This window comes from Paenibacillus nasutitermitis, assembly GCF_014641075.1.
Lineage (GTDB): Bacteria > Bacillota > Bacilli > Paenibacillales > Paenibacillaceae > Paenibacillus_Z > Paenibacillus_Z nasutitermitis.
Genome location: NZ_BMHP01000001.1, coordinates 1,461,898 through 1,478,830, shown reverse-complemented (window position 1 = coordinate 1,478,830; position 16,933 = coordinate 1,461,898). Strand labels below are relative to the sequence as shown.

The 16,933-nt window shown below is 48.1% G+C and carries 17 protein-coding genes; all 17 read right to left on the bottom strand.

The genetic code is table 11. The features are described from left to right. Window positions 1-70: 70 nt before the first annotated feature. Window positions 71-1,387, bottom strand: coding sequence for an aminotransferase class III-fold pyridoxal phosphate-dependent enzyme (locus tag IEY46_RS06325; RefSeq protein ID WP_229750099.1), 1,317 nt, complete (start codon window positions 1,385-1,387; stop codon window positions 71-73). Next, the gene (locus IEY46_RS06320) at window positions 1,362-2,417 is read right to left on the bottom strand and encodes a Gfo/Idh/MocA family protein (protein ID WP_188990182.1); all 1,056 of its coding nucleotides are present in this window, start codon (window positions 2,415-2,417) and stop codon (window positions 1,362-1,364) included. Before IEY46_RS06320 ends, IEY46_RS06325 begins: the two co-directional genes overlap by 26 nt. Further along, on the bottom strand, window positions 2,414-3,556 hold the full coding sequence (locus IEY46_RS06315; protein ID WP_188990180.1) for a Gfo/Idh/MocA family protein: 1,143 nt from the start codon (window positions 3,554-3,556) through the stop codon (window positions 2,414-2,416). The genes IEY46_RS06320 and IEY46_RS06315 overlap by 4 nt, the downstream gene beginning before the upstream one ends. 122 nt (window positions 3,557-3,678) lie before the next feature. Beyond that, window positions 3,679-6,063 (bottom strand): helix-turn-helix domain-containing protein, encoded by a 2,385-nt coding sequence (locus IEY46_RS06310; protein ID WP_188990178.1) that lies wholly within the window; start codon window positions 6,061-6,063, stop codon window positions 3,679-3,681. Window positions 6,064-6,210: 147 nt separating this feature from the next. Next, window positions 6,211-7,302, bottom strand: coding sequence for a sialidase family protein (locus tag IEY46_RS06305; RefSeq protein WP_188990176.1), 1,092 nt, complete (start codon window positions 7,300-7,302; stop codon window positions 6,211-6,213). A gap of 50 nt (window positions 7,303-7,352) precedes the next feature. Further along, entirely contained in the window at window positions 7,353-8,243 is an 891-nt protein-coding gene (locus IEY46_RS06300; RefSeq protein ID WP_188990174.1) for a carbohydrate ABC transporter permease, read from the bottom strand. A gap of 12 nt (window positions 8,244-8,255) precedes the next feature. After that, entirely contained in the window at window positions 8,256-9,173 is a 918-nt protein-coding gene (locus tag IEY46_RS06295) for an ABC transporter permease (RefSeq protein WP_188990172.1), read from the bottom strand. Next, the gene (locus IEY46_RS06290; RefSeq protein ID WP_188990170.1) at window positions 9,170-10,741 is read right to left on the bottom strand and encodes an extracellular solute-binding protein; all 1,572 of its coding nucleotides are present in this window, start codon (window positions 10,739-10,741) and stop codon (window positions 9,170-9,172) included. The genes IEY46_RS06295 and IEY46_RS06290 overlap by 4 nt, the downstream gene beginning before the upstream one ends. Before the next feature lie 564 nt (window positions 10,742-11,305). After that, the gene (locus tag IEY46_RS06285; RefSeq protein WP_188990168.1) at window positions 11,306-11,770 is read right to left on the bottom strand and encodes a NanQ anomerase/TabA/YiaL family protein; all 465 of its coding nucleotides are present in this window, start codon (window positions 11,768-11,770) and stop codon (window positions 11,306-11,308) included. Window positions 11,771-11,796: 26 nt separating this feature from the next. Beyond that, entirely contained in the window at window positions 11,797-12,807 is a 1,011-nt protein-coding gene (locus tag IEY46_RS06280; protein ID WP_188990167.1) for a succinylglutamate desuccinylase/aspartoacylase family protein, read from the bottom strand. A gap of 43 nt (window positions 12,808-12,850) precedes the next feature. Beyond that, entirely contained in the window at window positions 12,851-13,729 is an 879-nt protein-coding gene (locus tag IEY46_RS06275) for a dihydrodipicolinate synthase family protein (protein ID WP_188990165.1), read from the bottom strand. A 34-nt stretch (window positions 13,730-13,763) separates the two neighbouring features. After that, window positions 13,764-13,910 carry a hypothetical protein gene (locus IEY46_RS06270; RefSeq protein WP_188990163.1) on the bottom strand — a complete coding sequence of 49 codons (147 nt, stop codon included), beginning with the start codon at window positions 13,908-13,910 and terminating at the stop codon, window positions 13,764-13,766. 22 nt (window positions 13,911-13,932) lie between these two features. Continuing rightward, window positions 13,933-14,934: a Gfo/Idh/MocA family protein gene (locus IEY46_RS06265; RefSeq protein WP_188990161.1), complete on the bottom strand. Its 1,002-nt coding sequence runs from the start codon at window positions 14,932-14,934 to the stop codon at window positions 13,933-13,935. 17 nt (window positions 14,935-14,951) lie between these two features. Continuing rightward, a complete protein-coding gene (locus IEY46_RS06260) occupies window positions 14,952-15,110 on the bottom strand; it encodes a hypothetical protein (protein ID WP_188990160.1) in 159 nt (52 codons plus the stop codon). 48 nt (window positions 15,111-15,158) lie between these two features. Further along, complete coding sequence (locus IEY46_RS06255; protein WP_188990157.1) at window positions 15,159-15,431, bottom strand: hypothetical protein; 273 nt, start codon at window positions 15,429-15,431, stop codon at window positions 15,159-15,161. Between the two features lie 100 nt (window positions 15,432-15,531). Then, the gene (locus IEY46_RS06250; protein ID WP_188990155.1) at window positions 15,532-16,239 is read right to left on the bottom strand and encodes a FadR/GntR family transcriptional regulator; all 708 of its coding nucleotides are present in this window, start codon (window positions 16,237-16,239) and stop codon (window positions 15,532-15,534) included. 4 nt (window positions 16,240-16,243) lie between these two features. Beyond that, window positions 16,244-16,924: a FadR/GntR family transcriptional regulator gene (locus IEY46_RS36735; protein WP_188990152.1), complete on the bottom strand. Its 681-nt coding sequence runs from the start codon at window positions 16,922-16,924 to the stop codon at window positions 16,244-16,246. Between the last annotated feature and the right edge of the window lie 9 nt (window positions 16,925-16,933).

Sequence of the window (16,933 nt, the reverse complement as noted above, 5' to 3'; positions counted from 1 at the left end):
AAGCTGTTAAAAAGGAGCTTTGAATGTCTGCATCTTTCGAGGATACGAGTCATCAAGCTCCCGATAATGCTTATGCTTTCCGAAACACTGGCGCTACTGCCTTACCCTCCAGCTTCTCAACTAACTTGTTCTGTTTCATTGCCTTTGATAATTCAGATAGTGAATCTTCCAAGACATCCAAAGTATATTGAATCTGCTCCTCTTTGTGCGAATAGGACACATAATTATAGCTTGTAAATAAGATTCCCCTACGTATCATTTCTTGTTGCAGAAAGCTTTTGATCAGTAGGGTGTCAGGGGATTCACGATACACGAATAACGTTTTGGCGCGAGGACCTTGTATGCTTATTCGCTCCGACAAACCATGCTTCTCGATGATTGCATTCCCCTGTTCCATAAGCAGCTTTCCCATAGCGTTCACGTGATCTATCGTACGATGGGTTTTCATTTCCTCGATGGTTGCTTTCGCCGAAGCTAATGACAGCATTTCCCCGCCAAAAGTGAAGGAGAAAAAAACATTCTCCAGCTCAGACATGATTTCCGCCTTACCTGTAAGAATGGATAACGGCATCCCGTTGGCAACCGCCTTCCCAAAGGTGGCTAAATCCGGAGTTACTCCGTAATACTGTTGAGCACCGCCAAGCGCAATTCTAAACCCTGTCAGCACTTCGTCGAAAATGAGCAGCGCTCCATTGTCATGCGCAAGTTGTTTCACATCTGCCAGGAAATTGGGTTGCGGATGAATAACTCCTACCGGCTCCATGATGACCGCCGCCACTCTTCCTTTATATTTGTTTATTAACATCCTCAAGCTATCGATATCGTTATAGCTAAACTTCTTGGTCAGCCCCTCTAATACGGGAGGTATTCCGGCATTTCTGTCCGTTGTAATGACATACCAATCGTGCCAGCCGTGATATCCTCCACACAAAATGATGTCTCTTCGCGTGTAGGCTCTGGCCAGACGTACTGCAGCCGATGTCACATCCGAACCATTTTTGCCGAATCTGACGCTTTCCGCGCAAGGGATAACTTCACGAATAAGCTCAGAAACTTCTACCTCAAGTGGATGCATCATCGTTAGTGTAATCGCCTCATTCAATTGATTGATAATCGCCGAATTCACGGTTGGATAATGATAACCAAGGGACACCGCTCCCAATCCCATCCCATAATCGATAAACCGATTTTCATCTACATCCGTAACGATACAACCATCGCCTCTGGCTAAATATTTAGGCGCATACCCCTCGATAAATTGGGTAGGCCCTTTCGAAAGACACTGTGTGCCACACGGAATCAAAGATGACGCACGCTGCCAATATCGTTCCGAGATTTGAATTCCATTCACCATACCAAGCTTATCCACATACATTCCTCCGTTCATTATCATCCTCGTACTGATCAGGTAATTCAGCCGGTAGAAAGTTTGGATTCACTTTTTCCACCTTACCTGTAATCGCGCTCTTCTCGGCAGCTGCCAAGGTGCCACATATCACGTTGGATGTGCGAAAGTCGTATGGCCACTGATTACTCCCCTTAATCGTCTCAACAAAAGCGTCAATCTCTTCTTTATAGACTGATTCCAACAGCTGTGACAGCTGTCCATAATTTCGCGTATCATGTATCCCCAGCAACGGTAAGCTGCGATGAATATCGCCTGAAAGGAGATCAAACTCGATTGTTCCATGCGTACCTACAGCAACGCCTTTTCGAATGACCTGAGGACTCGCTCCCAGAACGACAAGCTGCCCGATCCCTCCATTATCCAAGCGCATTTGCAAACTCCAACTGTCTTCATAATTCGGCTCCAACTCTCCACCTGTACGCACTATACCTGTTACGTCTTGCGGTTCGGAAAAAAGATTTGCCAGTCCAATTAATTCGAAGGCTACCATTTCTCTTGTCCCATTCGTGCTGCGATTACGTGCATAATATTCTGTTCCTTCATCTGGGTGCCAACTGGCCATATCAATGGATAAGATGAACGTATAGGCATGCAGCACGCCGAGCTCTTCCCTCACAATTCTCGACAATTCCTTGTATATGGGCAAAAATTGAAGTGTACATGAGGGGGCCGCAACCGTTGACTTTTCAGCTGTTGCAAGCTCCACTTCTCGATAATGAAACGGGAACAGTTCCGCTTCGCAGAAGAAATGCAAACCTCTGTCCAAAGCGATCTCCACATACTGCGAGTGTGACTGCGGCGGCGTGGAAATACTAATGGCAACTGCTCCCCAGGCTAAAGCCGACTCCATATTATCGAAACAGGGTATCCCAAATTGGTTACTTGCGCTATCTCTCCGATCGGCCCTCATTTCCAACAAGGCAACTTCCACATCCGCGCGAGCCGTCAAATCTCGTATTCTTCGCGTCCCCATTGAACCGGCACCAATTTGTAAAACCTTTATTCTCATAGAATCTCTCCCCAGTTAATCGTTTGAAAGCTGTAATCTTCGGCTGATTTCTTGGCTTTTAGACAAATGAGGGCGCTTAATAATCCATCGTCCAAAGGCGTACTCGATCTTGCTTTTCCCTTCATGACATCGATGAAGTTTCTCGCCAGGACTGCATCTCCACCCCCATGAGACTCATTGTCCGGCAGCACCTCATACGTCTCAATTCGGTTTGTATGATGCATATAAACCTTCAACAGATTCGTATACCAATCAAATTCGATTGTACCTTTATAACCCATTAGCTTTGCGCCTCGACCACAGGCTGTTTTACGTGCGAAAAAGTTCTGTGAATAGGATACATGCATGCCAGATTCATACTGAATAATCGCGCTGCCTGAATCTTCATTTCCGGTATCTTCTGCGAAACAGCAATATTCCCACGAAGCATCGAAAGAAGTGCTTTGATATGTGTTGTCTAAACAAATGTGCTTATCGCTGCAATCCTTACACTTTAATCCTGCGGGATTTGTTCCTTTGAAAACCTGTTTTGATTTCATCGCGCATATCCTTACAGGTCTTAGTTGAAGTAAATAAGTAATGTAATCAAAGTCATGCGTAGATTTTTGCAGAAAGAGCCCGCCCGTCTCTTTCTCGTCCCTATACCAACCGTGATAATAAATTCCACCGCTAGCTACATTATTCATTGCTTGAACATGCTCCACAGTACCGATTTTGCCGGAGTCAATGATTTCCTTGGCCATTTGAAGGAGCGGTGTATTACGAAGCGGAAAAGACACAACCACTTCAGATCGGTACGCTTCATTCGCCGCTTTCAGGCGTAATAAATCTTCATAGCTAGTCGCAACGGGTTTTTCCAAATATAGCGGAATACCGGTGGGCAATATTTGCAATGCCATCTCGGTATGCAGAGAACATCTTGTACCAATTAGGATGCCGTCTATATTGCCCGCTGCAATCATTCGTTCAGGCGTATCATAAAACGAGATTCGATCGCTTTGTTCCTGTCCAAGCTCCTGTTTGATCTGCTGATTACGCACATCCGTAATTGCGGTTACGCGGCATTCAGGATCAATTCCGGAAATTTCATCCAACACCCAACGAATTCGTGCTCCATAACCAATAACGCCTAGATTCATTCCAAATCCCCCTGACCGTATCCCGTCCCTTCACAGCTTTATTTTAATACCGCGGTTATCAACCGTAACATAACTGCAGTTGACATTGCTTTTCTACAATTGACTTCTCTTCACAGTAAAGCTCATTTGGGGTTTGCCAGTAAGTCTTCACTGCTGTACAGCTTCCTGTACTCCCGCGGGGTCGTACCGGTCACTTCCTTGAATATACGGATAAAATAATTCACATTGCTGTAACCGGATACCTCGCTGATCTCTTTGATTTTCCAATTCGTTTCATGCAGCAGCTTTTTGCTCTTCTCGATGCGAGCATGTGTTAGATATTCCAGGAAATTCATCCCCGTCTTGTCTCTGAAGATCCTGCTCAAATAGGCAGGATTCAATTGCAGATGGTCAGCCGCATACGACAGGGACAACTCGTTGCCGCTGCACTTTTCGATCAGTTTCATCACTTCTTGGATGTAATTGTTTTTCTTTTCCCGGAATGCACCTTCAATATGAACGGACATGACTTCGATCATGTCCTCGGACCAGGTGATCATCTCCTCCACATCTTTCTTCTGTAGGAGCACGGTGAACAGATTGTTTTTCACACCTAGCACTTTGGGCAGATCCAGCCGCATATTGCTTGCCGTTTCCAGCAACCGCACCCATAGCTGAACGAAAGCCTGTAACAACTGTTGATATTGCACCCGCTCCTGCTGCTCCTTCACTTCCTTCACAAACTCGGCGAATACCAGCTTGGCCTGATCCGTCTCCCCGTTCTTGACGAATTGGTTCAATGTCGTTTCCTTTTCCTTCGGATACACGAAAACCGGCAGGCTTTCAAGCCGCACATCCTCGATGTAGATCACTTCACCAATCCCGCCATTGCCGCGGTGCCCGATTGCCTCTTCTGCCTCGTCGTACGCTTTGTGCAACTGATACATATCCGAACAATGCCGGCCTATACCAATCGTGCAGTATAGGTCAAGTGTTCCCTTTACTTCAGATTTCATATTTTCGGCCAGGTCATAGACGTCCATCATGTCCGACTGCTTGCTATTAAAGACTATGGTAAACAAGTCCTCTGACATCTCCACGATAAAACCGGTATGGCTTGTGAAGAGCACCCGCTCAAGAATGTCCACGATTTGCAGCTTGATCAGATTTCTGCTGGAGAAGTCCAGCTCCCTCCGGCCGCGGTCATCGAATAATACATTCAACAGCACCATGTCTTCCAGTTCAAATCGAAGTCCCAGCATTAAGATCCGTTCGATCATTTCTTCCCTGCTGTACCTGTTATTCTTGATCAGCGTAGTAAGAAACTTCTCCCTGTACGCCGGCAGGCTTTCCCTCAATCGATGCTGCAAACTGGCTCTTTCCTCGATAGAACGAGTAAACCGGGTCTCAATCGTCTTGAACTCATCGTACGACTGCGTATTCGGTTGTACTTGCAAATGATCGGTATAATCGACACTCTTCATATATGCGAGCAAACGAAATACTGGTCCGTAGATGCTTTGACTGGCCATGAAGGCCAGAAGTCCTGTCGCCACAATCAGCATAAAGGAAGAGAGGAATATGAGACCTTTGATGTGAAAGATGCTGCTATACAGTCCATCCAGATCGATCGCCCTGACGAACGTCCAGCCAAAGAGCTGTGACGTCTGGTAAGTGACGAGCATCTGCTTGTCGTTGTACTCGATAACGTCTTGATCCGTAAGAAGTTCACCCTGTATGCGGCTTTCCAGTTCCGCCCTGATTTTCGGGTATATCTCTTCCCTTCCATCGTGAAGCAACACCGCATTACTTTTCGACAAAGCGAAAAAGGTTTCATTCTCCCGTTTTTCTAGATTATTTACAATTTTGGCATAAATGAGATCCGCATTGAGGTTGACGACCATATAGCTATTAATGTTGGGAGATTTGTAGATGACAGGTAGTATTTGTTCAGCATCAGCTCCCGGATGATCTATATATCTCGCTTCCATGAAGTAGGGAAACTCCAATGCATCATCCGGAATTTCGATCCATTTCTGAGCGTTCGCTTCGTCCTCCGACAACTCGCTACCGATAGACGTCAGTGTAATATCCTTAGCCCTGTCGATTAGAAACACCGAATGAATGAAATCATTGGAGATTTTTATATTGTCCAGATTCCATCTCACTTTGGCTTTACTACTGATATAACGTGCCAAAATGGGCAAATCCAGATCGCTGATATCCTTGTTCAGTCCCTCGTAGTAGCTGCCCCTAGGGAATCTCTCCCACTCCCGCATCGTGCTATCCAGTGTGAATTGTTTGAAATTATTTCCAATTTGATTAATAATAATCTCCAATGCATTGGCCGTCTGGGATAAATAGTTGGAATTAGCATGAAGCAGTTCAGTTTTGAGTGAAGCTTTGACATTGTGATACAGATAAATGCTGATGATCAGAACGGGAAGCAAAGAAAGAAAGAGTGTGTAGCCGATCACTTTAAAGTAAAATTTCCGGGTTCTACGGAATATAAATATCTTTTTGATCATGCTATTTTATTGCCCCCTTATTCTTTGCCGGATCGTTGACCCACGTTGACCCCTCTTATCGTCAGCATACCCCGAGCTATTCCGATTGTCTATATCGTTAAAAAAACAGGAGCCCGCACAAAAAGCTCCTGTTATATTCACACATGCTTAAGGTAGCGACAGCATATCCGCGATTCTTATTCGGGTTACTCTCAGCCTGCGGAGACAGCTTCCGTCTTGCCTATTGCCGGCACAGTAAGCTAGTAAGACGGAATCATCGACAAAGTGGATGGCAACATAACAATAACCGCTGCTTTCATCCGTTTCAGCAGAGAAGTAATGTCCCCATGTCTTGCCCTCATCCTTACTTACCGCTCCGATCAACGGGAATCGCCCCGCCGTATGCCGTTCATAAATACGTGTCTGATAATCAGGGATAGGATTCCACACAGCCAGCAAATAATTAGATTCCGGAATTCGCTTCATCGAAAGTGGAGAATTCGGTGAAGTAAAAACGGAAGGTACAGGCACACTCCATGTCTCTCCCTGGTCCATGGAAAAGGTCTCATACTGATAACCCATATCTGTCCTGCACCATGCCCATAATGTACCATCTGCCAGCTCTATTACGCCCGGTTCGTCCAAACCCGATCCCGACCTTGCGTATGGCAATGTATAGAACGAATTAGATTCTCTCCAAGTAACCCCATCGTCATCGGATAAGTAAAAGAACAGCATGGCCCGTGAATCCCATGAACTCAATTCCACTTTGCTTTCCCCGCGCATTCTAAAGTAGCTGGCGGGAATAACCAGTCTCCCTCCTTGCAAACGTATCACTCTGTCGTTATTTACATTGAAATACCCTGGACCCGGCATACAACAGACAGCCTCGCTCCACGACTCGCCTTCATCCGCTGAACGTCTGAGGAAGAAACGCAAATCATGCCAGCCCTGACGAACGCCATAGAACATACCAATATCGCCATTACCCAACCGCAATAAACTTACACTCATAAGATTAATGGCATCATATTCCTCCGGCTTTGCAATCACTTCGTCATCCGTCCAGGTGTTTCCCCGGTCTGCCGAATAGCGCTTAGCAATGACTGCATAGGCATAATCCTCTGGAGAATCCCCAAGAAAACGGCTATACACGAACAACAGTCTGCCGTCTTTAAGCTCGATAAAAGCTCCCTCGCTATTACGCGGATTCCCTTCGGATGGCCCAAGCTCTAACACTACATCCCCAAACTTATCCATTTAAATTCATCCTCCACTTAAATTCATCTGATGGTATCGTTAGAAATCTGCTAGCCCTTTATTGAACCTGTTAGTACACCTTTGACAAAGTACTTCTGCAAAAAAGGGTAGACGAACAAAATAGGTACCGTTGTAACGATGATTGCTGCCGCTTTCAAGCTTTGCGCTGTTGGTCTTTCCATCATCCCTGCTGTCATCGTTGTATTTAATTCTTCCGAGGTCATCGATAGTACAACTTGCCTCAGAATAAGCTGCAGTGGATGCAGTTGGGTATTATTAATATAGATCGCTGCATCAAACCAAGCATTCCAGTGACCTACTGCATAGAATAGCCCGATGGTAGCAAACGTGGGCAAACTTAACGGAAAGACAATCCGCACGAGGACGCCCAGCGGCGAAGCTCCGTCAATGATCGCCGATTCTTCAATCTCCAAAGGGATTTGCATAAAGAAATTCCTCATAATAATTAAATTCCACGAACTGATTAATCCAGGAATGATCATCACCCAGAATGTGTTCAGCAAATGTATACTTTTCATGAGCAAATAATTGGGGACGAGGCCGCCACCGATCAGCATAGTGATAAAAACGAGCGTAATCAATCCGTTTCTCCCCGGCAGATCCCTGCGTGCCAACCCGTAGGCCATCATGGCCGTAAACACCAGATTGAGCGATGTACCGATCAGTACTCTCAGGAATGTGATCCCGTAAGCATTGTAGATCAATGAGCCTTTGCTCAACAGTAGGTTATAGGCTGCGAAGTCCAAGTCCCTCGGTATAAGGATAAAATTCCCTCTGGCGATCAGCTCATTCTCACTGACGAACGAAGTGGCAAGTACAACAAGAAAAGGGATAATAAAGGATAATGAAATTATGGTCAAAAAGCTGTAATTCACAATCTGAAATGTTCTCTCACCCATACTTCGGCGTTGTTGGTTCATCTTACTTCACCTCTACCATATACCTTCCTGTTTGTATTTCTTGGCCAAGTAGTTTGCGCCGAGCAAGAGGATCACCGCGATTAAGGATTTGAATAGATTGACGGCAGCAGCATAGGAATACTGCAAATCAACCAGCCCCTTACGGTACACATAAGTATCGATAATATCAGCTACCTTAAATACGGATGGGGAATACAGCAGAAAGATTTGTTCAAAACCCGCATCCAGCAGCCCCCCGATAGAAAGAATAAGGAGCAGCGTGATAATGAATGAGATCCCTGGCAAAGTTACATGCCAGATTTGTCTCATTCGACCTGCACCATCAAGCTTCGCAGCCTCGTACAAATGTGAATCGATTCCTGCGATAGCTGCAAGATAGATGATCGTCCCCCACCCTACCTCCTTCCAGATGCCCGAAATAACAAGCACCGAGCGGAAATAATTCGCATCGCCCAGGAAGAAAATTTGCTTTAGGCCCATTTGCTGCAAGAGGGTATTAATAATGCCGCCATCTGTCGTTAGGAAAGTCGTCAGCAAACCAGCAACTATTACCATTGAAATAAAATGCGGCAAATATGAAACCGTTTGCACAACTCTTTGAAACAGGATGTTCTTTGCCTCATTCAGTAAGATCGCCAATAGGATTGGAGCGGGGAAGCCGAAGATCAGTCGATATAAACTAATCAACAATGTGTTCCTCATAATATCCCAGAAGTAATATGAACTGGTGAAATTTCGGAAGTGCTTCAACCCCACCCATTCACTTGTTAAAATCCCCGTAATCCCGTCAAATGGCGATACATCTTTGAATGCAATGACAACGCCATACAGCGGAATATAATGAAATATAAGATAATATATAATTCCTGGTGCGATTAGAAAATAATACAATTTATAGCGTTTGAGCTGAGATGGGATGGTTCTTCTCATTGCATCGCCGCTTTTACTTTGTTGTACTGCTCAGTCATGACTTCAATCCATTTGTCCAATCCTGCAGAATATAATTCCTGAATAAATTTGTCGTAGTCACTCATGGGTCTCGCCCCCATAATAAACTTGACAACTTCCTCCTCAATCATGCGATTAATATCTTCGATATGAGGCAGCTTATCGGAAATCTCCTGCTGGTCGTACAGATAGTCCACATCTGCCGTGGCCGGGTTTTTCACCCTGCTCGTGTCACCGCTGAACTTGCCCAGAAAATCATATTCCGGTTTGCTCGCAGGATCCGACGGTGCAATTTGAACGGTGTAAGCAAATGTACTGGCCGTAAGGTATTCTCCGGCATAATCCTGATTAATGCGTTCGAAGACGTGCTTGGACTCATCGATATATTTCCAATGCTTATCCTTTATTCCAAACATGATCAACAAATAGTTCTCGATGTCGGAATGAATCCAATCAATGAATTTAATCGCTGCTTCCGGGTTTTTCGATTTTTTATTCAGCATCCAGCCATACGGCGACAATCCGGACATCGTTGTAATATTGCCTTTAGGACCTTTGAGCTCCCCGGCAACCTCATATAATGCCTCTGGTGTTTTCTGTTGAAGGTCGGATTGGATGTTCGTCACAACTGAATAATGAATAATGGCGGAGGCTACCCTGTTCTGCTTTATTAATTCGCGTGTTCTCTCCGTATTTAATGTGAAGGTTTCCTTATAGATATATCCCTTTTGGTACCACTCAGCCATTTTGGCAATGAAGTCTTTATACCCCGGATTAATTTCCGGCGGTTTAACTTTTCCGTCCTGATCAAGCCAAGGCCCATAGCCTACATCCATGAAGCCTGCTGACAAAGCCAAATTCAGGCCTGTCATATTGGTGACAATTGGGATCGTCTGACCCGCCCCCGCCGGATCCATTTCTTTAAACGCCTTCAATACCGTCTCATACTCCTCAATCGTCTTTGGCATCGTTAAATTCAACTTCGCTAACCAATCCGACCTAAGAAATACAGTTTTCTCAGCTAATTGAGGCACCTGCGGAATCGCCCATATTTTTCCTTCCTTATCCGTAACCGCATCCCAAGCACTTGCCCATTCTTTCGGCCATAACTCCCTGATGTGCGATCCATACTTGTCCAACAAATCATTAAGAGGCTGGATTGCGCCATTGTCTCTGAATGCGCCTATACTTCCAACGAAAATATCAATCGGCTCATTAGAAGCAAGCAACAAGTTTAATTTTTCCGCTTCTTGACCTTTTGGTGGAATATTGGCCTCTACATCGAATCCGGACTGATCTAATACTTCCTTGTGAACCATCTCCAAATCTTCCTTCTTGCTAAGCGTAGATGCAAGTGCAAGATTTCCCGCGTTAGCATAGATGTATACCTTCTCATTCTTTTTGGAATCAGTCGCTGCCGACTCCCCCTGGTTCTTGTTCTGGTTTCCCGCGGTGCTAACATTGCCTGACTTTTCAGATGTAGAACAGCCTACTACAGCCACGAACATCATGATACTGATGATTAAAGCGACAACCCTTTTTCTTGACATCGATTTGCCTCCCTGAGTTTCAATTCATCATGTTCCGGCCGGAACTGTCAGCTAGCCGATGCTTCTAGCTTACCGCGGATAATCGTATATCAAAAGGATAAAGTTTTGATTTCCGGGATATATCAATTTTTTAATGATGTTGGAGAAAAAGTGCTATAACTGCGACTGCACAATTAATCACCCGATCTCGCGTTTTATAAACGCCACTGCTCAGATTGTACATTTTGGCCAACACCGATACGACATAACGATCATTCCTACGTTCATGTTGTACATGCTGGCGATCAGAAACGGCGTTATGGCGACCGGCAGCAAAATCAAAACGATTCTAAAATCGTAAGTTCTCGCATCAAGCTTCATGATGTGCTGCCCCACGGATTCAACTCGGTTGTAAAATAACGAGATTCCGCAGATCGGCGGTATGTTGCCGTACAATGATATCGAGAACGCCGAACAAACCCGGGCGCTCTGGCTCACATGCGCCAAAATCGCCCGGGTTTGCCTTGCAATATGTGCCAAAGCCGAGAGTATACCTTGGCTCTGGAATCACTTGGAATCGAATCCCTAATCCAGCTTAATCTTAATAACGGCTTTCTTGATCGGAGCGACGTCCCGAATCTTCCCGCCGGGCCGATGGATATCCGCCGGAAAGAAGATGGCGTATGTGCCCGCTCGAAGGATGAATTCCATCTCGTCGTACAGGCGATCGTACAACAGGGCATCGCTCTCCTCAAGAATATCTTGAGTTGCGACTTGTTCGTCCGTCAGCCGGGCAAACCCGATTTTCTCTTCTCCTTCTATGATATATTGGACATCCATATATGCCCGGTGAGACTCCGCTTTTAATTCCGCGATATCGCGCGTATGGCTTTCACTGATCATACAGAACATCCTGCTGCCTTCGATCTCATATTTACCGGGTCCAAGTTCCGTGAAATCCGTGTTTTGCAGGTATTCCATCGCTTGCCGTATGACTGGAGCAAATGCCGCCTCTTCACGCTTCCAATACTTCAAATCACCGAAAATCATCGTTTTTCTCCTCCAACTGTTTCGACTCATTCTTGTAATAAGGCAATCAAATAAACGAGCGAGCCTCGCTTCAAGACCGGCGCTCCCGCTAGCCCCACGATGACACCGTCGCAAACCGCCCGGTAACTCCGCAATATTTCTCCGAAGCCGTTATAGACGATGCCGATCTCATCGCCTTGCCGAACGTTCTGCAGAAGTGCAACCGAAGGGATAAAGAATCCTTCCTCCTCCGCTGTGACCGAACCGTCGAAATCACCATTGCCGGTTAATCTGTAACGAATCTCCGGTTTGGTCTCCTCCGGAATCCATTGCGACGGACTGACCAGCATGCCGAGATGACCCATCAAACGCAGTGCCCCTTGACGCAGACGATGCTGCTCGTCGCGCTTGACGCGTCTCCCGCCGAAAGCTTCCGTGTACAACCACGGAATTCCGCAATCTCCGGCATATGACACCGTCCGGCCTGGCGACACTTGATCATGCCCCCATAACACTTGAAATCCGAACGCTTCGGCCGCCGCACTGGAGCGCCGGCCCGTCTCGCAGCCGTCATTGTCGTAATAGCCGACGAATTCCGGCACCTCATAATACGTTCCGCCGCTATGCATATCCAGCAGAAAGTCGGCTTTCTTGATCAGACCTTTACCCAGATGCCATGCCAGCCGCTCCGTTACAGTGCCTTCCCGCTTCCCTGGAAACTCCCGCGCCAGATTACGCCCATCCTCCGGAGTCAGCCTGTCTGCCGTACGGTAGGCATACGCATTCGCAATCGGAACCATAAGCAGCGTCCCGCGAATGTCTGCAGGCGACAGCATGCGCCCAAGCTCAATGATCGTCTGTACCCCTTCGTACTCATCTCCGTGGATGGCCGCAAGCATGAGCAGCACCGGACCCGCATCAGCTCCTTTGATCAGATACAGCGGGATTTCCGCCACCGAACCTTCGGCCTCTTCATAAGTCAGACGGATTTGTTCCTTAACGGCTGCGGGGTAAGCGTCGGGCCGGAACCTTTCGATCTCTTCACGTTTCAAAGTCATGTGCGTTTGCTCCCTCGGAGTATTTCCGCTGCCTCTCTCCCGTTCAAATCAATTGAATCTGCTGCATATGGCTCTTCACTTTATCAGCCTGCTGCGGGTTTAGCCGCGAACAGTAATCCGGATGAAAGTCGCCCTCGAAGCCCAGCAAGTTCATGGCATATGTAAATCCGGGAAATATGCCGACCTCGACGAACAGGTTGCGAAGGCCGACAATGCTGTCCAGATGCTTTGCGGCTAGTTCATGGCTGCCTGCTGCTAACGAGTCATACATCTTTTCCGTGATTTCGGACGTGCAGCTGAACATGCCGTCCAACGTTTTCGTAATGCCATACATATAAGCAACGTCGAATGTATCGAGTCCGCTATAGATCACCTCAAAATCCTGATTCACATCTCTCAAGCTGCGGCTTAATATCCGAACCAATGCGAGATCCGCCGATTTAATACCCCGAATGTTCGGATGGCGCATCAGCTCGATCACGGTAGGCGCTTGAATTTTGCTCTGGGTAACGCCAGGCAGATCGTATAAATAGAGCGGATATGGCGAAGTATCGGCAATTGCCCGGTAGAAAGTTATGATTTCCGCTTGCGTGCTTTGAAAATAAAACGGAACCGTCGTTACGACACCATCCAGCTTGAGCCCCTTCAGTCCGTCGATCCGATCTCTGACGCGGGTGATCGAATTGTCCATGACGCCCGCATAGACCGGGCATTGTCCGCGCGCCGCTTCCGCTGCAATCCGGGCTACTTTGACATATTCGCTGTCCTTAATCATCGGCTGTATGCCCATCGATCCCATGACAAACAGCCCTTCGGCTTTCCTCCTGATCTGATCCTCCACGTGTTTGCTCAAACTGTCGGCCAGCACATTGCCGTCCTGGTCCAGCGGCGTTCCTAACGCCGGATAATAACTGTTGCCCATACTTAAATCCTCCTCATGTAAGTTGTTGACCGATTCATACAATGGATTCCGGTATCGTGCCGTGCCTGAACAGGTCTTCGGCCTTCCGTATCGGCACTTTGCCGTTTCTCACGACAGGCATCAGATGCCCCGGCATCAAACGCTCTACATTCAAATTCCCAAGAGGCTGCTGCCGATCCATTAAACCTTGTCGCTGATCCTCATCAAGCGAGCACCGAACTGATGCTGACCGGCTGTCCCCGCTCGCAAGAACGAAGAATCGCCGTCGTTACGCGAATGACATTCAATGCGTCTTCGGGACGAAGGATGGCGGACGATGCAGAATCGCGCACACACGCCGCAAAATGCGCCAACTCCGACATCAACGGCCCTTCGATCCGCCCGTAGATCTCTCGCGAAGTGTACAAGTAAGGAACTTCGTAAAGCTGTTCGGAGCACAGGCTGAACGCCGCATCCGGACTTTGCACACGCAGCACGCCATCATCTCCCACAATCTGCATGTACTGATCTTGAGGGGCCGGCCATTGCCGGGGCGTCAGCCAATTGCTGTCCGTCATCGCGACAGTGCCATCTGCAAAGGTCATCATCGCACATATCATATCTTCTCCTTCCGGGGAACAAGAGCTTTTGGCATAAACCTCGATCGGCAGCTCGTTCTTGATCCATAAGATCTGGTCGATATCATGAACCCCCAAGTTCAAGACGACCGGAGACCGCTTGTATAATCCGAAATATTCCCGCTTGTCGCTCCGCCTGGCATAGATGGAACGAACGCGCCCGATGTCCCCTCGCTCAACGGACATCTTCATCTGCAAATACCGATGATCAAAGCGCAATACGTGTCCGACCATGAGGAGACGTCCCCGCTCGGCAGCGACGCCGATCATCTTTTCCGCCTGCGCCAGATCACTTGCCAGCGGCTTCTCCACAAACACATCGCATCCCGCTTCCAAGCCCGCCATTACGGCCTCGTAATGGCTATCCTCCGGCGTCAGCACATCGAGCGCATCGAGCGATTCGGCGCGCAGCATCTCCTGCACGTCCGTATAACTGCCGCATCCGAGCTCATCTCCGAACACTTGAGCCGTTTCCCCGTGAATATCGCAGACGGCCGCGATGTTGATAAACGGAATTTGCTTCAGACATTCGATATGCAGCTTGGCAAAACGGCCTAACCCAACAATCCCCAATCGGATTCGTCCCATCCTGCTACCCCCTCCCCCTATAGTTCATCCACATCGATCATCGGAATCGACGGCGATTGCTTCACCATCGTGTCCATCCGGTCGACATCCTTGTATCCGGCTCCCGATACGATGCAGATCACGTTGGCATTCCAATCGATTCTCCACTCCCTGAGCACCTGTACCACACCTGCCAAGGCGATCGCGCCAGCCGGTTCGCAGAAAATCCCTTCCTTTATGGCAAGCTACTCTTGCCAATGCCATGTATCCGCGTCGGGCAGCGCTTCCGCGAATCCGCCGCTATGCTGCAAAGCCTGCAAAGCTTGGACGCCATCGGGCGGATTCGGCACCTGAATGCCGGAAATCATCGCCGTCGACGCCCCCTCGGCCGGTTCGTCTATCCCGAGCTGCCAAGCCTGGGCGATGTTGGCGCAGCCTGTTGATTGGTAAGCGACTAGCTTGGGCAAGCGCCCCTCATAAGTCCATATGCCCTGATCCGCCATATCACTGATTCTCATCGTCCCTCCCTTAAATATATGATGGTAATACCAATAAAATATTAACACCCATGACCAGCTTTCAAGTCGTCTTACGCTGTCGCTAGTCCCTTCACTCTCACTACCGCCCGTTCGCGATCATTTCTTTTAACGGGCTTAGATGATCGATCATCGCTTTCTTAGCGCCTTCCGCATCCGATTGCTTGAGCAGTTGAACGATCCGGGCATGCTCGACGAACGTGCTCCCGTAACCGTCAGCTTCCGAAATTCGACGTTCCCGAACTTCGTTAAAATATTGGGTGATCACCTCGCTAAGCTCATAGAACGTGCGATTACCTGTCATCCGGAACAACGTGCGATGGAATTCGATATCATCTTCTACAAGGGACTTCTTGAGCTGAATGGCTCTCTCCATCTGTTCGAGATTCGCATCGATTTCCCGGAAATCGACGGCGATCGGGCTCGCCTGATTCTCGCACCTCCGCATCACGATCAGTTCGATGGCCGACAACTCCAGCATCGTGCGCGTCTCCAGCAGCTCCAGCATACGCGTCCGATCCCGCGACCAGCGGAAGGAAAACTGGTTGACCAGATGATGCACCGAGGATTCGTTCACGAAGACGCCGTCTCCCGGTTTGATCCGAACGACGCCTACGGCTTCCATCGCCTTTAGCGCCTCGCGCACAACCGTCCGGCTCGCGCCGACCAGATGAACGATCTCCTTCTCGTTCAGGAATCGATCTCCCGGCTGCAGCCCGTGCTCCGCGATATAATCATGCAGCTTTCTGATGACGACATCCTTCAGACTCATGCGTTTCAATGGCTTCATCCCGTTATCCTTCCCCGGCCAAATGCGCTTTCAACAGCCGCTCCGCGCCTTCCTTGTCCTTCGCCTGCAGCGAACGGACGATTTCCCTGTGCTGTCGAACCGTGCGCTGAATGCCGTCAATCGATCTATCCGTTCGATTGCTCGTCTCTGCCCAGTGAAAATACTTGTTCACGACGTCGGTCAGTTGGATAAACAATACATTCCGCGTCAAGCCGAGCAGTTCGCTGTGAAATCGGTAATCCAGCTTGATAAAATCGCTGTGCGACAATCCCTCCCGTTCCGACTCGTCAATCAGCGCATGGAGTCGTTCGTAGTCTGCATCGTCGGCATGTTCAATAATTGGGGTCACAGCGGCTTGTTCAAGCAAAACACGAAACTGCAGCACCTGTCCGGCGTTCTTCTCGTCCTGCTGCCAAACGCCCATCATCTCATGAAACAATACGGTAAAATTCGGTTCCTTAAGAAAAATGCCTTTGCCCTGCCTCTTTACGATCAGCCCCAGCGCCTCCAACGTTCCCAGAGCCTCCCTGATAACCGGGCGGCTCACCTCCAGCTGCTCCGCCAGCGCTCTTTCCGTGGGCAATCGATCCCCGGCTTTGAGCCGGTTGTCGGAAACATAACCTCTAATTTTGTCGCAAGCCAAACGGCTCAACATCCGATACTCGTCTTCTAAAATCCGTTCCATCGTTTCCTC

Excerpts from the sequence above, each read along its gene's own strand:
- IEY46_RS06315 (WP_188990180.1), bottom strand. The coding sequence starts at position 3,556 with ATGAATCTAGGCGTTATTGGTTATGGAGCACGAATTCGTTGGGTGTTG.
- IEY46_RS06265 (WP_188990161.1), bottom strand. The coding sequence starts at position 14,934 with ATGGGACGAATCCGATTGGGGATTGTTGGGTTAGGCCGTTTTGCCAAG.
- IEY46_RS06305 (WP_188990176.1), bottom strand. The coding sequence starts at position 7,302 with ATGGATAAGTTTGGGGATGTAGTGTTAGAGCTTGGGCCATCCGAAGGG.
- IEY46_RS06280 (WP_188990167.1), bottom strand. The coding sequence starts at position 12,807 with ATGACTTTGAAACGTGAAGAGATCGAAAGGTTCCGGCCCGACGCTTAC.
- IEY46_RS06310 (WP_188990178.1), bottom strand. The coding sequence starts at position 6,063 with ATGATCAAAAAGATATTTATATTCCGTAGAACCCGGAAATTTTACTTT.
- IEY46_RS06275 (WP_188990165.1), bottom strand. The coding sequence starts at position 13,729 with ATGGGCAACAGTTATTATCCGGCGTTAGGAACGCCGCTGGACCAGGAC.
- IEY46_RS06295 (WP_188990172.1), bottom strand. The coding sequence starts at position 9,173 with ATGAGAAGAACCATCCCATCTCAGCTCAAACGCTATAAATTGTATTAT.
- IEY46_RS36735 (WP_188990152.1), bottom strand. The coding sequence starts at position 16,924 with ATGGAACGGATTTTAGAAGACGAGTATCGGATGTTGAGCCGTTTGGCT.
- IEY46_RS06325 (WP_229750099.1), bottom strand. The coding sequence starts at position 1,387 with ATGAACGGAGGAATGTATGTGGATAAGCTTGGTATGGTGAATGGAATT.
- IEY46_RS06270 (WP_188990163.1), bottom strand. The coding sequence starts at position 13,910 with ATGGATCGGCAGCAGCCTCTTGGGAATTTGAATGTAGAGCGTTTGATG.
- IEY46_RS06290 (WP_188990170.1), bottom strand. The coding sequence starts at position 10,741 with ATGTCAAGAAAAAGGGTTGTCGCTTTAATCATCAGTATCATGATGTTC.
- IEY46_RS06250 (WP_188990155.1), bottom strand. The coding sequence starts at position 16,239 with ATGAAGCCATTGAAACGCATGAGTCTGAAGGATGTCGTCATCAGAAAG.
- IEY46_RS06320 (WP_188990182.1), bottom strand. The coding sequence starts at position 2,417 with ATGAGAATAAAGGTTTTACAAATTGGTGCCGGTTCAATGGGGACGCGA.
- IEY46_RS06300 (WP_188990174.1), bottom strand. The coding sequence starts at position 8,243 with ATGAACCAACAACGCCGAAGTATGGGTGAGAGAACATTTCAGATTGTG.
- IEY46_RS06285 (WP_188990168.1), bottom strand. The coding sequence starts at position 11,770 with ATGATTTTCGGTGATTTGAAGTATTGGAAGCGTGAAGAGGCGGCATTT.
- IEY46_RS06255 (WP_188990157.1), bottom strand. The coding sequence starts at position 15,431 with ATGAGAATCAGTGATATGGCGGATCAGGGCATATGGACTTATGAGGGG.